The 16981-nt window shown below is 67.1% G+C and carries 17 protein-coding genes and 2 pseudogenes; 7 read left to right on the plus strand and 12 right to left on the minus strand.

Going from position 1 to position 16981, the window contains the following annotated elements; translation table 11 throughout:
* The first annotated feature begins 160 nt into the window (after positions 1-160).
* Positions 161-1045 carry a PE family protein gene (locus tag ACLP9N_RS38955; RefSeq protein WP_442412383.1) on the plus strand — a complete coding sequence of 295 codons (885 nt, stop codon included), beginning with the start codon at positions 161-163 and terminating at the stop codon, positions 1043-1045.
* Positions 1046-1062: 17 nt separating this feature from the next.
* Here the strand turns inward: ACLP9N_RS38955 and ACLP9N_RS38960 are convergent, their stop codons facing one another.
* Positions 1063-1524 carry a hypothetical protein gene (locus ACLP9N_RS38960; RefSeq protein WP_442412384.1) on the minus strand — a complete coding sequence of 154 codons (462 nt, stop codon included), beginning with the start codon at positions 1522-1524 and terminating at the stop codon, positions 1063-1065.
* A 92-nt stretch (positions 1525-1616) separates the two neighbouring features.
* On the minus strand, positions 1617-2498 hold the full coding sequence (mshB, locus tag ACLP9N_RS38965; RefSeq protein WP_442412385.1) for an N-acetyl-1-D-myo-inositol-2-amino-2-deoxy-alpha-D-glucopyranoside deacetylase: 882 nt from the start codon (positions 2496-2498) through the stop codon (positions 1617-1619).
* Positions 2499-2559: 61 nt separating this feature from the next.
* Here mshB and ACLP9N_RS38970 point away from each other — a divergent pair, with 61 nt between their 5' ends.
* The gene (locus tag ACLP9N_RS38970) at positions 2560-3174 is read left to right on the plus strand and encodes a TetR/AcrR family transcriptional regulator (RefSeq protein WP_442412386.1); all 615 of its coding nucleotides are present in this window, start codon (positions 2560-2562) and stop codon (positions 3172-3174) included.
* Between the two features lie 37 nt (positions 3175-3211).
* Here ACLP9N_RS38970 and ACLP9N_RS38975 read toward each other — a convergent pair whose 3' ends face one another.
* The 6 genes and pseudogenes from ACLP9N_RS38975 to ACLP9N_RS39000 all read right to left on the minus strand — a co-directional run bounded on the left by ACLP9N_RS38975 (position 3212) and on the right by ACLP9N_RS39000 (position 8961).
* On the minus strand, positions 3212-5128 hold the full coding sequence (locus ACLP9N_RS38975) for an ABC transporter substrate-binding protein (protein WP_442412401.1): 1917 nt from the start codon (positions 5126-5128) through the stop codon (positions 3212-3214).
* Positions 5129-5182: 54 nt separating this feature from the next.
* Positions 5183-7069, minus strand: coding sequence for a translational GTPase TypA (gene typA / locus ACLP9N_RS38980; protein WP_442412387.1), 1887 nt, complete (start codon positions 7067-7069; stop codon positions 5183-5185).
* A 78-nt stretch (positions 7070-7147) separates the two neighbouring features.
* Positions 7148-7380 (minus strand): annotated as a pseudogene (locus ACLP9N_RS38985) (hypothetical protein); the annotation flags it as partial.
* A 31-nt stretch (positions 7381-7411) separates the two neighbouring features.
* Positions 7412-8199 (minus strand): annotated as a pseudogene (locus ACLP9N_RS38990) (GGDEF domain-containing protein).
* A gap of 86 nt (positions 8200-8285) precedes the next feature.
* Positions 8286-8480 (minus strand): hypothetical protein, encoded by a 195-nt coding sequence (locus tag ACLP9N_RS38995; RefSeq protein ID WP_442412388.1) that lies wholly within the window; start codon positions 8478-8480, stop codon positions 8286-8288.
* An 88-nt stretch (positions 8481-8568) separates the two neighbouring features.
* On the minus strand, positions 8569-8961 hold the full coding sequence (locus tag ACLP9N_RS39000; protein WP_442412389.1) for a (deoxy)nucleoside triphosphate pyrophosphohydrolase: 393 nt from the start codon (positions 8959-8961) through the stop codon (positions 8569-8571).
* A 101-nt stretch (positions 8962-9062) separates the two neighbouring features.
* Here ACLP9N_RS39000 and ACLP9N_RS39005 point away from each other — a divergent pair, with 101 nt between their 5' ends.
* The gene (locus tag ACLP9N_RS39005; protein ID WP_442412390.1) at positions 9063-10799 is read left to right on the plus strand and encodes an N-acyl-D-amino-acid deacylase family protein; all 1737 of its coding nucleotides are present in this window, start codon (positions 9063-9065) and stop codon (positions 10797-10799) included.
* A 6-nt stretch (positions 10800-10805) separates the two neighbouring features.
* Here the strand turns inward: ACLP9N_RS39005 and ACLP9N_RS39010 are convergent, their stop codons facing one another.
* Complete coding sequence (locus ACLP9N_RS39010) at positions 10806-11738, minus strand: TIGR03619 family F420-dependent LLM class oxidoreductase (RefSeq protein ID WP_442412391.1); 933 nt, start codon at positions 11736-11738, stop codon at positions 10806-10808.
* Between the two features lie 60 nt (positions 11739-11798).
* On the opposite strand from ACLP9N_RS39010, the gene ACLP9N_RS39015 reads away from it, so the two are divergent.
* Entirely contained in the window at positions 11799-12083 is a 285-nt protein-coding gene (locus ACLP9N_RS39015; protein ID WP_442412392.1) for a 4a-hydroxytetrahydrobiopterin dehydratase, read from the plus strand.
* Here the strand turns inward: ACLP9N_RS39015 and ACLP9N_RS39020 are convergent.
* The gene (locus tag ACLP9N_RS39020) at positions 12080-12427 is read right to left on the minus strand and encodes a transposase (RefSeq protein ID WP_442412393.1); all 348 of its coding nucleotides are present in this window, start codon (positions 12425-12427) and stop codon (positions 12080-12082) included. The genes ACLP9N_RS39015 and ACLP9N_RS39020 overlap by 4 nt on opposite strands.
* Before the next feature lie 41 nt (positions 12428-12468).
* Positions 12469-13089 carry a TetR/AcrR family transcriptional regulator gene (locus ACLP9N_RS39025; protein ID WP_442412394.1) on the minus strand — a complete coding sequence of 207 codons (621 nt, stop codon included), beginning with the start codon at positions 13087-13089 and terminating at the stop codon, positions 12469-12471.
* A 108-nt stretch (positions 13090-13197) separates the two neighbouring features.
* Between ACLP9N_RS39025 and ACLP9N_RS39030 the strand changes: the two genes are divergently transcribed.
* Both ACLP9N_RS39030 and ACLP9N_RS39035 read left to right on the plus strand, forming a co-directional pair.
* Positions 13198-14472, plus strand: coding sequence for a cytochrome P450 (locus ACLP9N_RS39030; RefSeq protein WP_442412395.1), 1275 nt, complete (start codon positions 13198-13200; stop codon positions 14470-14472).
* 4 nt (positions 14473-14476) lie between these two features.
* Entirely contained in the window at positions 14477-14671 is a 195-nt protein-coding gene (locus ACLP9N_RS39035) for a ferredoxin (protein ID WP_442412396.1), read from the plus strand.
* Here the strand turns inward: ACLP9N_RS39035 and ACLP9N_RS39040 are convergent.
* Entirely contained in the window at positions 14668-16026 is a 1359-nt protein-coding gene (locus ACLP9N_RS39040) for a mannosyltransferase (RefSeq protein WP_442412397.1), read from the minus strand. The genes ACLP9N_RS39035 and ACLP9N_RS39040 overlap by 4 nt on opposite strands.
* Positions 16027-16119: 93 nt before the next feature.
* Between ACLP9N_RS39040 and ACLP9N_RS39045 the strand changes: the two genes are divergently transcribed.
* Positions 16120-16863, plus strand: coding sequence for a hypothetical protein (locus ACLP9N_RS39045; protein ID WP_442412398.1), 744 nt, complete (start codon positions 16120-16122; stop codon positions 16861-16863).
* Positions 16864-16981: the final 118 nt, after the last annotated feature.

The raw sequence follows: 16981 nt of genomic DNA on the forward strand, positions 1-16981 counted from the left end.
TGCCATAGGCGCAACAGTAGCGTCACGCCTCGGCGGGTATGCGCTCGACATCCCGCGTTCGGCGCCCGTGGCAAGCGCCCTGGATTAGCCAACATCCCCGCTAACCACCACAGATCGCGATACGATCCCAACTTGGGTGTGAAGTTGGGGGAGGTACGTGATGTCCTTATTAGTCGCGGCACCGCAGCTGCTGGCTGATGCCGCCTCGGACTTGACCGGCCTTGGTTCGATGATCAGCACGGCGAATGCGACGGCCGCCGCTCCGACGACCGGGCTGCTGCCTGCCGCCGCCGACGAGATATCGACGGAGATCGCCACGCTGTTCTCCGCGCACGGACGCGGATTTCAGCGGCTGAGCGCGCAGGTCGCCGCGTTTCACGAGCAGTTTGTCCAGTCCCTGAACGCCAGCGCCAATGCGTATGCGACGGCCGAAGCCAGCGCCGTCCAGACCCTGCTGAATGCGGTGAATGCGCCCGCCCAGGTGGTGTTGGGGCATCCGCTAACCGGCATCAAGGCCGGCCCGGTCGTGTCCAGCGCCGCGGGCCGCGTCGAAAGCGTCTTGCAGGGCAGCGGTGGGGCCGGGCTGATCGGCAGCGGTGGCGTTCAGGCCGTCCGCAGCGCCCTGCAGCTAGCGCCCACCGGTGGGGCCGGCGCGGGCGCGCTGCCCAGCCTGTTGTCGAGCATGACCAACGCTGCCGTGAAACCGGCAGCACTCATACCTCCGTCGCTCGCCACCCGGATCGAGAACGCGTACCTCAACATCGAGCCCTGGGTGCAGTACGGCTTCCAACTCCTCTCCTATGCCGTCGGTTGGGTGCCGTGGATCGGCATCCTGGCACCCCAGATCAACTTCTTGTACAACCTGTTCGAGCCCATGGTGCAGGCCGCCCTGTTCAACACGCTCGACTGGCTATCCGGCGCGATCACCTTCAGTCAAGGACTGGCCAACTTCTGGGGGGCCACCACCTCGTCGATCAACTACTTCATTCAGACCGAGATCAACTGGATTCGTAGCTTCTTGCCGCCGCTCCCGCCGCTGCCGTGACCGGCCGACCCGCCCTTCTACGGGTAGCGTGAGCGCCGCAAAAGCACCCACGCCGGCGGCGCAACCCCGGACAGGAACAGCCACAGAGCTGTGTATTCGATTGGCCAGCGGCCCCCCAAGATCACGGCGTCGGCGGGACCGCCCGTGCTCAGTACCCCGACCGTGATCAGCCACGTCCACAACGGCAGCGCGGCGACCCGCGACGAGCTGGTCCATTGCCCGGCGGCCCAGACCAGGGCCGCGTTGACCAAACCACTGATCAGCCCGCTGACGGGAAAGGGAATGGAGCCGATATAGGCGGGCAGCAGCAGGGTCCCGGCTAATGCCGACAGGATCCCGTCGACGGCCAACAGCGCCAAGACAACAACGCGAATAGCTGGATCCGATGCGCCGCCATCTTCAACCGACGCCGGGCGCGATGTGGTTTCGGTCAGGTCGGGACGCTGTCGAACTGCGACATTATCGAGCCGATGACCCACTGCAAACTGTCGAGTCGGTCCTGCCAGTGCTGCAGGTTAGGGTCCAGGTCGGGGTCCATGCGAATTCCTTCCGTGGCTGCCTGTTTGGCAGCCTACCGCGTGGCGGCCTCATCGAAACCTAGTCCCGCGAGCAGATCCGTTTCCCAGCCCCGCTCATCGCGTTCTCCCGGGGAACCGACGGCAAGGACATAGTGCTCGTGCCCGAGGATCGGCATCGCCATGTTGTTCGACAGGGCGCAGACCCGGCCCGTCGGGCCGACAACGACTTGGGTGGCGTGCGCGTCCGGGCCGCCTTCGACCACGGCGTCGATGTCCTCGTCGGAATATCCGAACGGGAGGTCGTCCACCGGCGGCGGCATCGTCCACTCGGGCCGCAAATCGTCACCATGCAGCGCGTCGTACGCGGCCTTGAACGCGCTTTTCGCCAAGACGGTCCAGTAGAACTTCGGAACCGTCCATGGCTCGCCCGGATAGTCGCGGGCCCCGGAACCGGCAGCAGCCACGGCGGCGGTTGTGACGGCGTAGGCGTGCACATGGTCGGGATGGCCGTAGCCGCCCTTGGGGTCGTAGGTGACCACGACATGCGGGCGCTGCTCACGAATGATCGCGACGAGCGCGCCGACCGCCTCCCGTTCGTCGGCGTCGACGAACCTCCGCCGACCCCGCGGCGCGGTGCCCTCCATGCCCGAGTCACGCCAGCGGCCCGCACCGCCCAGGTAGATGGGTTCGCTGACGCCCAGCGCGCGCAACGCCTCGGTGAGCTCGCCGACTCGGTAGCCGCCGAGTTGGTCCGCGCGATCGACCGCGAGCTCGGCCCACCGCTCGCCGATGACCTCGCCTTCCTCACCGAGCGTGCAAGTGACGACCCGGACTTGCGCCCCGAGGGCGACGTAGTGCGCGATGGTGGCGCCGTTGTTGATGCTCTCGTCGTCAGGATGCGCATGCACGAACAGCAGCCGCGGCGTCTCGGCCATACCCGCACCCTACCTGCTATCCGGTATCCGGTATAGGAACGCCAGCGGCTACTATCGACAAATGGCGCAGCCCAGCCAAATCTCCGCGCACGCCACCCGCAGCCGTCGGCGTGGTGAAGTGCTCGAACATGCACTCTACGAGGCCACGCTGGCCGAACTGGCCGAGGTCGGGTACGGCGGGCTGACCATGGAAGGGATCGCGGCGCGCGCCCGCACCGGCAAGGCGGCGTTGTACCGGCGCTGGGCCAGCAAGTGCGAGCTGGTGCACGCGGCTTTGCTCTTCGCGCTGCCGCCGGTGCCCGAACCGCGCTCGGGCCGGTCGGCCAGAGACAACCTGCTGGCGATGTTCACCGCCCACCGCGACATGCTGGCCGGCAAGACCGCCTTTCCCGGCCTGGAGATCATCCACCAGCTCCTGCACGAACCCGAGATGCGTGCCATCTTCGCCGATGCGGTCGTGCGCCCGCGCCTGAAAATCATCGAGTCGATCCTGCAAGCCGCCGTCTCAGCCGGCGACATCGACCCGGCCACGATCACCCCGCTGACCGGGCGGGTCGGACCCGCGTTGATCAATCAGCACTTCCTGCTCACTGGAGAACCGCCGAGCCGACGCGACCTCGCGCTCATCGTCGACACCGTGATCCCGCCCAAAGCGCCTGCGGCACAAGAGAACTAAACAGCGCGAGCTGGGGGCACCTCCCGCTTGCGGGGGATTACGGCCCGGTCTTGATCCATTGGCCGGCATCGCCGACGATGCCGACCGGTACCGCGCCCGAAAGGCTGACGTTCTGCACGCTCGGGCCGGCGGCGACGATCGTGGTGTCCTGCAGGATAGGCAACACGGTCGACATGTTCCACAGTCGCGGTTCGACCGCGGTGATCACTTCGTTGATGTTCTTGGTGCCATTGAGCGCGGCATCGATGTTCGACTGGATGCTGCGGTCGCAGATGCCGGTCAGGTTCGACGGTGCTTGCACCAGCGCACCGGGCTCGGGCGGGCGGCTGGACGGCTGGGACGTCTGGGGCGGCTGGGTCGCCGCTGAGGAGCTGGGGTTCGGCCCGGCGGGCGGTGTCGCCGCGACGGGTGTCGGCGCGTTGGGTACCGCCGTCGTCTGGAGCGCGGGGCAGCCGTACCGCGAGGCCAGCAGCGTCGCCAGATTCCCGCCGGCCTGATGCCAGCCCACGATGGCGTCCACCTGGTGGTTGTTCAATGCGTCGCGATACAGGGTCACCGGGTCCAGTGCTGACACGGTCGCGGCGATCCCGACGTTGCGCAACTGGTCGGCGGCCGTGTTGGCCACGGCCACCGAGGTCGGGTCATTCGATGCCACCCCGATGACCAGGGACAGCTGCTTGCCGTCCTTGCTGATCCGGCCGCGGATGACTTCCGGCGGTCCGGTGCTCGCCGGTGCGGTCGTCGTATTCGTCGCGGGCGGCGCCGGTGAGGCCGGTAACGTCCCAGTGCTGCTCTCAACCTGGAAGCCGGCGGCCGTGAACAACCCCAGCGCCGCCGCCGCGGTGATGGCGGGCGGCGCGGTCGGCTCATAGCCCGGGTCGCTCGGCGATCGGATCTGGGCCTGGTCCAGTGTGACGGTATTGTCGCTGCCCGCGCCCACAGCGGCGAGCAGGTCGACGTCGAGCAGGCCCAAAATCGCCTTGCGGACCTGAGCGTCGGCCAGCTTGGGCTCGTTGGCGCGCAACGTGAGCTGCATGACCCGCGGTGTCACGATCCGAGCGGTCCGCACGTCGGGGATCGCCGACAGCTGCGCGAAGGACGTCGACCCGCCGTGCACCTGGGCCACCTGGGTGTCGCCGTTGCGCACCGAATCGGCCAGCGCGGCCGGCGCCCCGGCGCGGCGGAAGAGGATCATGGCGGGTTTGGCGGGCGGCCCCCAGTAGCGGTCATTGCGGGTTATCAGGAGTTCGTCGCGCTGCGGGTCGATGTTCTCCACCCGGAACTGCCCGCCGGTGACCGGCAGCGCCCGGGCCAGCCCGGCCGCGAAACCGCCCGGCACGTCCTTGACGATGTGCGCCGGCAGGAGGTTGTTGAACAGCTCCTTCCACGCCGGATAGGGCTGCGCGAAGGTGACAACGGCCTGCTTGCCTCCTTCGAGCGACTGGACGCCGGTGATCAGGTCGTATCCGGCTGGATCGACCACCCCGGGCTGGCTGGCCATCTGCCGCCACAGGTACCAGAAGTCGTCGGCGCCGATCGGGGCGTTGTCGGTCCACTGCGCCTCGGGCCGGATCTTGTAGGTCACCGTGAACGGGTTCTGGTTGGTCACGTCGGCCGACACCAGCAGGGTGGGGTCCATTTCCCAGCGCGAGCCCGTCGGCGAACCGGGATCGGGCACCGGCCGAAACGCGCTCGGCAACACCAGCGCGCTGATCGCCGCGTTCACCGGCGACAGATCCGACAGCAGATGCGGATTGAACCCGGCACCGATCGAGTCGATGCCCATGATGATCTGGGTGACTCGTTGCGGTGGCGGCGGTGAGTTGTGCGGCGTATCGGTGCTTTGCGGTGCCGGCGGCGGGTTGGCCGTACACGCCGCCAACGCCAACCCGGCCAGCGAGATCAGCACGCCGACCGTCATGAAAACGCGGCGGGCTCCTTGCGGCACGCTCATCAGGGTATCGAGCACCTGCCCGGCAACCCGGCCAACCACGCGGGTCGCCAACCGCTAACCCCGGGCCTTCGCCCGCGCACGGTTGCGCGCCCGCGAGGTGGCGTCCAACACGACCTTGCGGACCCGCACCACCTCCGGAGTGACCTCGACGCATTCGTCGACCGAGCAGAACTCCATGGCGCGCTCCAGGTCGAGCTCGAGCGGCTTGGCCAGCGTCTCGATGACATCGGCGGTCGACGACCGCATGTTGGTCAGCTTCTTCTCGCGGGTGACATTGATATCGAGATCCTCTGGGCGCGGATTGATCCCGACGACCATGCCCTCGTAGGTGTCCTGGCCGGGGTCCACGAAGAACTGGCCCCGATCGGCGAGCTGCAGCAGCGCGAACGGCGTGATGGTGCCGGACCGGTCGGAGACCAGCGAACCGGTGTGACGGGCCCGGATCTCGCCGGCCCACGGGCGGTAACCGTCGAACACGGCGTTGCCGATCCCGGTGCCGCGAGTGAGGGTAAGGAAGTCAGTGCGAAAGCCGATCAGGCCGCGGCTGGGCACGATGAAGTCCATCCGAACCCAGCCCGCCGCATGGTTTTTCATCTCCTCCATGCGGCCCTTGCGCCCGGCCATCAGCTGGGTGATGGCCCCGACGAACTCCTCGGGACAGTCGATCGTCATCGCCTCGAATGGTTCGTGCAGCTTGCCGTCGATCGTCCTGGTGACCACCTGCGGCTTGCCGACCGTGAGCTCGAAACCTTCCCGGCGCATCTGCTCGACCAGCACGGCCAGCGCGAGCTCGCCACGGCCTTGCACCTCCCAGGCGTCCGGCCGGCCGACGTCCACCACCCGGATCGAGACGTTGCCGACCAGCTCGGCGTCGAGCCGGCTGCGGACCATGCGCGCGGTCAGCTTGTGCCCCGACACCTTGCCCGCCAGCGGCGACGTGTTGGTGCCGATGGTGACCGAGATCGCCGGCTCGTCGACCGTGATGCGCGGCAGCGCATGCGCATGGTCGGGATCGGCCAGGGTGTCGCCGATCATGATCTCGGGCAACCCCGCCACGGCCACGATGTCGCCGGCGATCGCCTCGTCGGTGGCGCTGCGCTCGACGCCTTCGGTCGCGAGCAGTTCGGTGATCTTGGCGCTGGTGATGACGGGCAGCCCGTCGACCTCGCGCATCCACGCGACCTGCTGACCCTTGCGGATGCGTCCGTTGTAGATGCGGATCAGCGCCAGCCGGCCCAGGAACGCCGAAGCGTCGAGGTTGGCGACCAGAGCCTGCAGCGGCGCGTCCGGGTCCCCTTTGGGGGGCGGCACGTGCTTTTCCAGGACCTCGAACAGCGGGTCCAGGTTGGTGCCGTCGGGGATCTGGCCGTCGGGGGGCTGCGTAATGCTGGCCACCCCGGCGCGTCCGGACGCGTACAGCGTCGGCAGGCCCAGCGCGTGCTCGGCGGCTTTCGCGGCTTCGTCGTCGAGGTCGGACGCGACGTCGAGCAGCAGGTCGTGGCTGGCTTCGACGACCTCGGCGATGCGGGCATCGGGCCGGTCTGTTTTGTTGACGACGAGAATCACCGGAAGGTGCGCGGCCAGCGCCTTGCGCAACACAAACCGGGTCTGCGGCAGCGGGCCCTCGGACGCATCGACGAGGAGCAGCACGCCGTCCACCATCGACAGTCCGCGCTCCACTTCGCCGCCGAAGTCGGCGTGGCCGGGGGTGTCGATGACGTTGATCACAGTCACCGTCCCGTCCGGGTCGTGGCGGTGCACCGCGGTGTTCTTGGCCAGGATGGTGATGCCCTTTTCCCGCTCCAGGTCGCCGCTGTCCATCACGCGATCCTGCAGATCACCGCGTTCGTGCAGCGCTCCGGATTGCCGCAGCATCGCGTCGACCAGCGTGGTCTTGCCGTGGTCGACGTGCGCGACGATGGCGACATTGCGGAATGGCACGTCGGTGATTGTGGCAGCGGTGGGCCGTCAATAGCGAACTGAAGCGAACTGAGCCGCTCATCCGCCTCGAGTCTGCGCTCAGGTCGGCCGTCTGGGCCGGATCGTGACGGTAGGCGCAGGATCGACGCCCTGGCCGCAGTGTCGGCGCTCCTTAGAGCACTTGATCAGATTTGGACGCCAGCCGCGATCGGCGGGCACCCAGTCCACATCGTGCAGTTCGTCCGCCGTCACCCGCCCGGTGATTATGCGCCCACCGCGACATCCCCGACCTGGAAGCCAGGTTCCTCGGCCAGCTCACGGGCCAGTGCTTCGGTCATGAATCAACCGCGTTGAAGAGCGCTGTTAGGAGCCTGTGCTCTGGTGGGCCTGGTTTCCGCCGCGGCGTTTGGCTGCATACATCGCGCTGTCGGCGACGGCAATGAGCTCTTCGATTGAGATGCCCCCATCGGCTGTGCACAGCAGGTGCAGTTCGGCGCAAGCGGTGCCGATGCTGGCCGTTATGCCGGACGGATGCCTGGCAACCGCACCGCAGAACCGTGATGCACGTGGCGCCACACCGTCGACGGTGCAAGTCAGCGCAATGAGGAATTCCTCGCCGCCGGCGCGGCAAACAATCGCGTCGGGCGGGCTGTGCTCGCGCAGCAGCCCGGCCACCACTGCAAGAGGCGATCGCCGGCTGCATGACCATGGGTGTCGTTGATGCACTTGAAATCGTCGAGATCAAGCATCATCACCGCAAGGTGGGTGTGCGCCGCATCGTGATTGGCCAGGCGGACAGGGACCGCTTCGGTGAAGGCCCGCCGGTTCAACAAACCGGTGAGCGGATCCTGCTCGGCGCGCTCCACGTATGTTCCCATGGCCTGCGACACGCCCCAGATAATGAGCGGCACCGAAAAGTTGGGATACCAGATCAGCCAAAACGCCGCGGCCGCACTGGCGGGATCGGCTTCCTCGGCCAACCGCAGCACCGCCATGGTCGCGGTCGCGGCAGCGACCAAGCCGTTGAGCATTAACAAGCGTGGGCTGTGAAACAGCGCGATGTAGCCTCCGGTGACGGCCAGGGCGGTGCAAGCCAGCGCAGCAAAGGCCGCACTGGGCTGGACAAGGCTCCAGCCGGCGGTGGCCAACATCCCTGATATCACGGCGACGCGTGACTGTCGGCGGGTCGGCCAATGTGTCAGCCAGAAGTAGATCGAACCGAGGGCGAACACGACGGTCAGTACGCCGGTGATCGCGCTCGTTGCGCCGGCCGGCGCTGCGTGGCCAAGACAGTGAGCGGCACCCACGCGGCGGATGCGGAGACGATCGCCAGGATCACCTGGGCCGATCGGATCAGGCCGCGCTGGCGCAGAAACGTAGTCACCCAGTCGAACTGGTCAGACTGGCTCCACCGGGACTTCAGCCGGGACATCGGTTAATCCCCCGGTTCACCACGCTTGACAACCGCCCTGAGCTGACAACAGTGCCGCACGAAGCCGTCAAAGCGCTTTCAAAGTTCTTCAGAGCGCTTTCGCCAGTTCTGAAAGCCAGGCCCGATCCGCCGGCACCCAGTCGACGTCGTGCAGCTCGGCGGCCGTCACCCAGCGCAGCGCCTGGTGGTCACGCGGGTGAGGTTCACCGCGAATCAGGCGCACGCGATACGCCCGCAGCGTGGTCGTGTCATTCAGCGGAATGTCGGCGCCGAGCCGATCACCCACCGCGACATCGCCGACCTCGAGGCCCAGCTCCTCGGCGAGCTCGCGGGCCAGCGCGTCGGGCTCGGTTTCGCCGGGCGCGACCTTGCCGCCGGGGAGTTCCCAGCGGCCGGCCAACTCGGGCGGCCGCACCCGTTGCGCGACCAAGACGGTGGGGCCACAGATCACCGCCCCGGCGACGACGATCTGGGTCGGCATGGCCAGTGACGGTATACCTTCCGGACGGCTCCCATCGACTGCCCCATCGACTAGGCCCGGCCAACAGGCTTCAATCAGTGCAGGAAAGGTAGGGCAGACACATGCATGATCTGGTGATCCGTGGCGGAACGGTGGTCGACGGCACGGGCGAGCCCGCCTACACGGCAGACGTCGCAGTCGAGGACGGCCGCATCGTCGGGGTCGGGAAGCTGACCGGCTCGGCACGCCGGACCATCGACGCCGACGGCCTGCTGGTGACGCCCGGCTTCGTCGACGTCCACACCCACTACGACGGGCAGGCGACGTGGGACCCACACCTGACGCCATCCTGCTGGCACGGGGTCACCACCGCGATCCTCGGCAATTGCGGCGTCGGCTTCGCGCCGGTCGGCCCCGACGATCGGCAGCGGCTCGTCGAACTGATGGAGGGCGTCGAGGACATCCCGGGAACCGCTCTCTACGAAGGGATCCAATGGGATTGGGAGTCCTTTCCGGAGTATCTCGACGCGCTCGAGCGCGCCCCGCACGCCCTCGACATCGGCGCACAGGTGCCCCACGCCGCCGTTCGCGCCTACGTGATGGGCGACCGGGCGCTCGACGACGCGACGGCCGACGACCTCGAGGCGATGACAAAAATCGTCGCGGACTCTCTCGACGCCGGAGCGGTCGGTTTCTCCACCGGCCGCACTCAGGGACACCGCGACGTACACGGCAACCCGGTGCCGGGCACGTTCGCCGCCGACGAAGAACTAGCGGCGCTCTACGCGACCATGGTCAAGGCCGGACGAGGCGTATTCGAGGTCGTGCCGGCCGGTGTCGGCGGCGTAGAGGGCCTGGACCCCGAAGGCGCCATGGATCGCGAGCTCAAATGGATTGTGCGCCTGGGCGAATCGGCGCGCGTACCGCTGACATTCTTGATCATGCAAACCACCTTCGAGCCCGACGCCTGGCGGCCGCACTTCAAGGCCGTGCACGAGGCCAACGCCAGGGGCGCGAACATCCGCCCCCAGATCGGCAGCCGTTGTTTCAGTGCGCTGGTTGGTCACCAATCCCGGCTCAACCCGTTCAAGTACGCCCCGGCCTACCAGCGGATCGCGAATCTGTCACTGCCCGAACTGGTTTCGCAATTGCGCCAGCCGCGGGTGCGCGCGGAGATCCTTGCCCAGGCACCCGCGGCCAATAAGGCGGCGACGTCGCTCGACCGGATGTCGAGACGCGTCTTCGAGCGCCTGTTCCCGCTCGGCGAAACGCTGGACTACGAGCCCACAGCCGACAAGAGCGTGGCCGCCATCGCCCGCCGCGAAAACAGAGATCCGTGGGAAGTCGTGTATGACCTGATGCTCGGTGCCGATGGACGAGACTTCCTGTTGTTCCCATTGCTGAACTACGGCAAGGGTTCCTACGACGGCTTGTACGACATGATGAGCGATCCGCTCACGGTGCAGGGGCTGGGCGACGGCGGGGCGCATTCGTCGATCGTCTGCGATGCCAGCATGACCACCTACCTGCTGACGTACTGGACCCGTGATCGCACGCGGGGCCCGCGGCTGCCGCTGGAATACGCGGTGCGTCGGCTGACCAGCGATGGAGCTGCGCTCTACGGGCTGACCGACCGCGGCACCGTTCGCGAGGGGATGCGGGCCGACCTCAACGTGATCGACTACCAGAAACTGGCTTTGCTGCATCCGCAGAAGGTCAACGACCTGCCCAGCGCGACCGGTCGATTGATACAGCGATCCAGGGGCTATCTCGCCACGCTGGTCGCCGGCGAGGTTATCGTCGACGACGGCGAGCTCACCGACGCCCGGCCGGGTCGCCTGGTCCGCTCGACCGCGTAGGCCTCGTCAGCCTTCGATAGCGGTTCGCACCGCATCGACGAATGCCGGGATGTCGCGCCCCCGATCCGCGGCGGGCAGCGGCCAGTACGCCATCCTCAGGTCGGTTACCCCGGCCTTGGCCTGCGAAGCCGCGGCCGCGGCGGCGGCGGCCAGATCGGGCCGGCCGTCCGAGCCGGCTTTGACTCGCAGCGCGCCGGTGACGCCGAATCCATGCGGGTCACCCCCGGCAAGTTCGACCGCGGCGCGCATCCGCTCGATGCCTGCGGCGATGTCCCGGGCGTCGGACCCCCAAGGGATCCAATACTTTCCGAATCGAGCGAGCCGGCGAGCGACGGCCCGGTTAACCGTTCCGCTCACCCAGATCGGCACTCCGCCGGGCTGAACGGGTTTGGGCATCTGATGTATGCGCTCGAAGCTGAGCCCGGGCCCGGTGTAACTCACCTCGTTTTCCCGCCATAACCGCTGGCACACCTCAAGCGTCTGATCCAGGATGGCTCCGCGTTTGTCGAAATCGACACCGGCAGCGTCGTATTCCTCTCGCTGCCAGCCGACGCCCACGCCGAGATCAATGCGGCCACCCGACAAGACATCCATGCTGGCAACGGTTTTCGCGAGAACCGCGGCGGGACGCAACGGAGCCAGCAGGATGTTGGTGCCCAACCGGATACGTTCGGTCCGTGCCGCGAGATAGGTCAACACCGTAAGCGGCTCCAACCAGTGTCCGTCCGGCCCGGTGGGCTGGCGACCCCCTTCTGTCCCTCCCACCTTGGGATCCGCGTACGCATCCATATTTATGCCGAACGCGATGTGCTCCGACACCAAGACGCGGTCAAATCCGCAGCTTTCCAGCAGCTGTACCCAGTCGGTGAGATGCTCCCAGCTGGCCGGGGCCTCAGCCGAGAACGAGGGGATTCCCATCGAGAGCTGTATCGAGGTCATTCGGTACGTTAACCGATCGCCACTGGCGGGTCTTCGGCCGCACAGCGGTACCGTAGGAATATGGCTGTGTTAACCGATGAACAAGTGGATGCCGCACTGCCCGACCTCGACGGCTGGGAGCGTGCCGACGGCGCCCTGCGCCGGTCGATCAAATTTCCGAGCTTCCTCGCAGGCATCGACTTGGTGCGCCGCGTGGCCGAGCACGCGGAAAGCAAAGATCATCACCCAGATATCGATATTCGTTGGCGAACAGTGACTTTCGCGCTGGTTACGCATTCCGAGGGTGGCATCACCAAGAATGACATAGACATGGCGCGCGATATCGACGGGATCGTCGCGGGCTAGGGCGTGTCTCTCAAATGTCGTAGCCAAGCGCAGATGGCTGCCAGCAGGGCTGCGGCGCGGTAGGTGATGGCGAGTTTGTCATAGCGGGTGGCCAAGCCCCGCCAGTTCTTGACGGTGTTGAAGGATCGCTCGATCACGTTGCACCGCTTGTATTTCTGAGTGTCGAGTCCGATCCGCCGCCCACCGTTGCTGCCCTGACGCTTGCGGTGTCCAGCCTGATCCGCAGGCTCGGGGATCACTGCCGTGATCCCGCGAGATCGCAGGTGGACCCGCGTCTCTTGTGACGAGTACGCCTTGTCGCCCAGCAGCGCATCGGGCCGGGTCCGCGGTCGGCCGCGTCTCACCCGGGCGACCTGCAGCTGGTCCGTGCCTAGCTTGGCCCGGCTCAGCTTGGATCGGGGAAACGCACGCAGCGGCATGCCACCAGCGCGAGATCCCGCGCCGCATCCGAGGGCGCTTTGGTCGGAGTGAGGATATGGCTGAGCGTCAGGCGCACAATGCTTTCGACCATCACGCGCATCTCGGCCGGGTTTGCCGACGGCCACTGTTCGGTGACCCAACTGCCGAAGATCTCGACCGCACGCTCAATCAGCGGTTCGCCACGGATGGTGAGCAGTGGCAGCAACGACACATCGCCTGTGCCAACGGGCGCCCGGGTGAGGATCGTCTGCAAGAGCGGGTTGTCACGTGTGACGCACAGCATGAACTCCGCCGCGTCCGATACTCCGCCGGCGAGGTCGCCCGGGTGCCGAGCCAGCCGGGCCGCCACTTCGTCGAAGAAGGTCGAGGTCTCTCGCATGACCAGCGCGTAACCGAGTTCGTCCTTGGTACCGAACTCCGCGTGCAGGGTCTGCCGGCTGATGCCGATCGTCGTGGCGACGGCGCCCATGCGGACCGCCGCCCAGCCTCGGTCGAGCGTGACGTCCCGCGCGGCGGCGATCGCAAGCTCGCGCAGCCGGGCACGACCGAAGGCGCGAGTTTCGGCACGTAGGTCAACGACAGTCATGCCGCAGAGTCTAACTCAATAGACACCAGTCTGGCTTTGTAGTCAAGAATTGACAATTCGTAAGAATTGTCAGATACTTGTCCGGAATTGAACACTGCTGGAGGCATCATGACCGTCGCAATTCCCCGCACCGAGCGTCCCTACGACCCCGCGGACATCTCGTCGCTGGAGTTCTGGTCGGGCACCGGCGAGGAGCGCGAGCAGGTGTTCGCTGAACTGCGGGCACATCGGCCGATCTCATGGCATCGCCCGGTGAAGAACGGTCTGTTCGAGGACCCCAACGATGAGGGTTTCTGGGCCGTGGTGCGGCACGCCGACCTGGTGGAGGTGACGCGGCGGCCCGAGGACTTCCTCTCCGGCCGGGGCATCACGTTCGAGTCGCTGCCCCCGGAAGTGCTTGACGCCGCCCAGGGCTTCATCGCGATGGATCCACCTCAACACACTAAGATCCGGCGCCTGCTCGCCGCGGCCTTCACGCCCAAACAGCTGGCCCGCATTGACGATCACATCGTTGCCAACGCCCGGCGCATCGTCGACGACATCGCCGACAAGGGCGAGGTCGACTTCGTCAAAGAGGTGGCCGCACTGGTGCCGATGCACAACATCTGCGACATGGTCGGCATTCCGGAGGAGTACCGCCGGACCGTGGCCTACGAGTCGCAGTTCGCCGACGGGTGGCGCGATCCCAGGCTCCTGCAGGGCGCCGAGCCGCTGGCGCGGGTGTTCCAGACCATCACCACCCTGCGCGAGATCGCCGACGAGTTGATCGCCGCGCGACGACGCGCGCCTCAGGACGACCTGCTCACCGCACTGGTGCAGGCCGAAGTGGACGGCGAGCGCCTCACCGACGACGAAATTTCGTCCTTCTTCAACCTGCTGATCATCGCCGGCAACGACACCACCCGGCAGAGCACCAGCCACGGTATGAAAGCACTCACCGACTTCCCCGAGCAGCGCGCCTGGCTGACAGCCGACCTGGACGGACGCATGCCCTCAGCAGTCGAGGAGATCGTGCGCTGGGCCACGCCGATCATGACGTTCCGCCGCACCGCGTCGCGCGACACCGAGCTGGGCGGGCAGCAGATAACCGAGGGCGACAAGGTGGTGATGTTCTACGCCTCGGCGAACTGGGACACCGAGGTTTTTCACCATCCCGAGCGGCTGGACCTGTCCAGATCGCCGAACAAGCACATATCGTTCGGCGGCGGCGGCATCCACCACTGCCTGGGCGGACAGCTGGCCCGTCGGCAGTTGTCCGCCACTTTCCGCGAGCTGCTGACCCGGCTGCCCGACATCCGCACAGTCGGCGAACCCGAGTTGGGCACAGGCAATTTCTTCCATACCGTGTTATCCATGACCGCGCAGTTCACCCCGGAGCGCTGAGGCGGTGAAGGTCGTCGTTGACCGGAGCCGGTGCTCCTCGATCGGGATGTGCGAGGCGATCGCACCCGACATTTTCGAAATCGGCGCGAATGGCGCGTTGCAACTCCTGTGCGACGAAATACCGGAAGGGCGCCGCGTCGACATCGAGCAGGCGTGCCAGGATTGCCCCACTCAGGCGCTCAGCATCCACGAGGACTAGCCCCCCGACGATGCAGCACGCGCGGGAGGCCGCTGCCGAGCCTGGCAGTCGGGCTCGGTCGCTTGCCGCCCGGTCGCGGCAATCCAAGCCAGGGTAGCCACGGCCGCCACGATGTAGGTCAGGCCTGCCCAGGCCAGGTACCAGGGCCGGCTGATCTGCCAGATGGTTGGTTGAGCAAAGCTCAGCAGCCAGGGCACACCGATGATGGTGAGCGCCAACCAGCCCCAGCCAAAAATCCGCGCGCCCGGGCGCGCACGCACTGGCCCATGAATCAGCCAGATCATCAGCGGCACCAGCCACACCCAGTGGTGCGTCCACGAAATCGGCGAAAATAACAGCCCGAACACCTCGACCACCATCAACCTGCCGAGCCGATCGGACCCGTCCAGCGCCCGCCAGGCCAGCACCGCCAGAACCGCCGTAGCAACGATCGCCGTCACCACCAGCGGACCGAATCCGGCGTCGTGCCCCAGGATCCGGGAGATGCCGCCGCGCCAGGACTGGTTGAACGAGGTGCCGATGGGCCCGACCCGATGAGCGTCGCCCAGCAGATCGGTGAAGTAGTAACGGGTCTGATCGCCAACGACCAGCGCCGACACCGCGACGGAGGCAACGAACACGAGAGCCGAGAAAACGGCGGCACCGAACCGCCGAACACCGAGGAGATAAAACCCGGCGATCGCCGGCGTCAGCTTGATCCCGGACGCCACGCCGACCAGTAGGCCCGAGAGCCACCACCGCGTGGTGCAGGCCGCCCACAGCACCGCGAGCATCAGCAGCACATTGATCTGCCCATAGTCGAAGGTGCTGCGCAACGGCTCGATCCAGATGGTGATCGCCGTCCACAACATGGCGGTCCGTCTGCCACCTGCGCCGGCCGCAATGCCCAGCAAGCGCTGGCTGATCCGGACCGCGCCGTACAGCGCGGCCATCGTGGCGACCTGCCACAGAAAGGCGACCAGGCCGAACGGCAGCAGGTGCAGTGGGTAGAAGACGACCGCCGCAAACGGCGGATACGTGAAGGGCAGCGGGAAGTCTGGCGTCTGGTCGGCGTAGACGTAGCTGTACAGGGTGCCGGGATGATCGATAGCGGCGGCCCCGCCCAGGTAGACGTGCAGGTCGACGAAGTTTGCGCCGTTGGGCGCCAGGTATGTCCAGGCGAGCCGGGCCGCGACGCTGAGGATCAACAGCACCGGCGCGGCGCCGTGCAGCCGAGTCGCGAGCCGCCGCGTGATGGTTGCCGCCGAGGCGGACGAGGTGTTGTCTACCAGCCCGACTTTAGCGATCGCAGCCAGTGCCGTGGCGTTGTCCGCCGTCGAATGAGGCGTTCGGTCACTGCCACCGCTCGTATGCATAACGATCGAATAAATGCCACACGTGTCACTTGAGTCCCACCAGCATCAAAGTAACTTCAGCCCGGAACCTGTCGTCGATCACCAGGGAGAGTCATGCCAACCATCTGGACCTACTTGCGCGCAACCGCCGTCGTCGTCGGTTCCTCCGCCGCGCTGCTGACGGGCGGTATCGCCCACGCTGACCCCGTGCCGGCACCGGCGCCCGCGCCGGACCTCTCGGCCGTTGCGGGCATTCCGCAGCAGCTGATCGCTTCGGCGGCCAACGCACCGCAAATTCTGCAAAATCTCGCGACGGCCCTCGGCGCCACCCCGCCGGCGGCGCCGGCCGCCCCCGGGATCACCTTTCCGGGCCTGACTTCGGCCGCGGCGGCGACACCCGCTTCCCCGCCGGCGGCGATCCCGTCGATCCCGGGCCTCACAGCACCATCGGCGCCGGCGGCGCCGGTGGCACCCGCCGCACCGGCGGCGACCCCTACCATCCCCGGGGTCAACGCGCCGATCCCGGGGTTGACCTCACCGGCGGCGCCGGCGGCGCCGGCAGCTCCGGCGATTCCGGGGTTGCCGCTGTCCATCCCTGGACTCACCACCCCTGCCGCACCTGCCTCCGCCGCGGCGCCGGCATCCGCTCCTGGGGTGGCGAAGGTTGACATGCCGGCGCTTCCGGGCCTGCCGGTGAATGTGCCATCGCAGATTTCGCTTCCGCGCGACCTGCCGGCGCTCGCCAATGGCGTTGTCCCGGGCGCGCCGGTGGCGGCGCCTACGCCGGGTGCGCCTGCCGCACCCGCGCCCGCACCAGCGCCGGTAGCGCCGCCGTCGCTGCTGTCCGCCCTGCCCTGATCAGCCGGTTAGACGGCTGACCCAGAACCGACGACCGGAGGACATCGTGGCAAGCACTTGGAATCTATCCAAAGGTTTGGCTGCCATCGTCACGGCGACGGCTGCCGCGTTCGGGCTC

The organism is Mycobacterium sp. (assembly GCF_052144515.1).
Taxonomy (GTDB): domain Bacteria; phylum Actinomycetota; class Actinomycetes; order Mycobacteriales; family Mycobacteriaceae; genus Mycobacterium.

What these genes read in the sequence shown, in the direction of transcription:
- ACLP9N_RS39030 (WP_442412395.1), top strand. Translation starts at nt 13,198, where the DNA reads ATGACCGTCGCAATTCCCCGCACCGAGCGTCCCTACGACCCCGCGGAC.
- ACLP9N_RS39015 (WP_442412392.1), top strand. Translation starts at nt 11,799, where the DNA reads ATGGCTGTGTTAACCGATGAACAAGTGGATGCCGCACTGCCCGACCTC.
- ACLP9N_RS38955 (WP_442412383.1), top strand. Translation starts at nt 161, where the DNA reads ATGTCCTTATTAGTCGCGGCACCGCAGCTGCTGGCTGATGCCGCCTCG.
- ACLP9N_RS39025 (WP_442412394.1), bottom strand. Translation starts at nt 13,089, where the DNA reads ATGACTGTCGTTGACCTACGTGCCGAAACTCGCGCCTTCGGTCGTGCC.
- ACLP9N_RS38975 (WP_442412401.1), bottom strand. Translation starts at nt 5,128, where the DNA reads ATGAGCGTGCCGCAAGGAGCCCGCCGCGTTTTCATGACGGTCGGCGTG.
- ACLP9N_RS39045 (WP_442412398.1), top strand. Translation starts at nt 16,120, where the DNA reads ATGCCAACCATCTGGACCTACTTGCGCGCAACCGCCGTCGTCGTCGGT.
- mshB (WP_442412385.1), bottom strand. Translation starts at nt 2,498, where the DNA reads ATGGCCGAGACGCCGCGGCTGCTGTTCGTGCATGCGCATCCTGACGAC.
- ACLP9N_RS38995 (WP_442412388.1), bottom strand. Translation starts at nt 8,480, where the DNA reads ATGTCCCGGCTGAAGTCCCGGTGGAGCCAGTCTGACCAGTTCGACTGG.
- ACLP9N_RS39040 (WP_442412397.1), bottom strand. Translation starts at nt 16,026, where the DNA reads ATGCATACGAGCGGTGGCAGTGACCGAACGCCTCATTCGACGGCGGAC.
- ACLP9N_RS38970 (WP_442412386.1), top strand. Translation starts at nt 2,560, where the DNA reads ATGGCGCAGCCCAGCCAAATCTCCGCGCACGCCACCCGCAGCCGTCGG.
- ACLP9N_RS39005 (WP_442412390.1), top strand. Translation starts at nt 9,063, where the DNA reads ATGCATGATCTGGTGATCCGTGGCGGAACGGTGGTCGACGGCACGGGC.
- ACLP9N_RS39000 (WP_442412389.1), bottom strand. Translation starts at nt 8,961, where the DNA reads ATGCCGACCCAGATCGTCGTCGCCGGGGCGGTGATCTGTGGCCCCACC.
- ACLP9N_RS39010 (WP_442412391.1), bottom strand. Translation starts at nt 11,738, where the DNA reads ATGACCTCGATACAGCTCTCGATGGGAATCCCCTCGTTCTCGGCTGAG.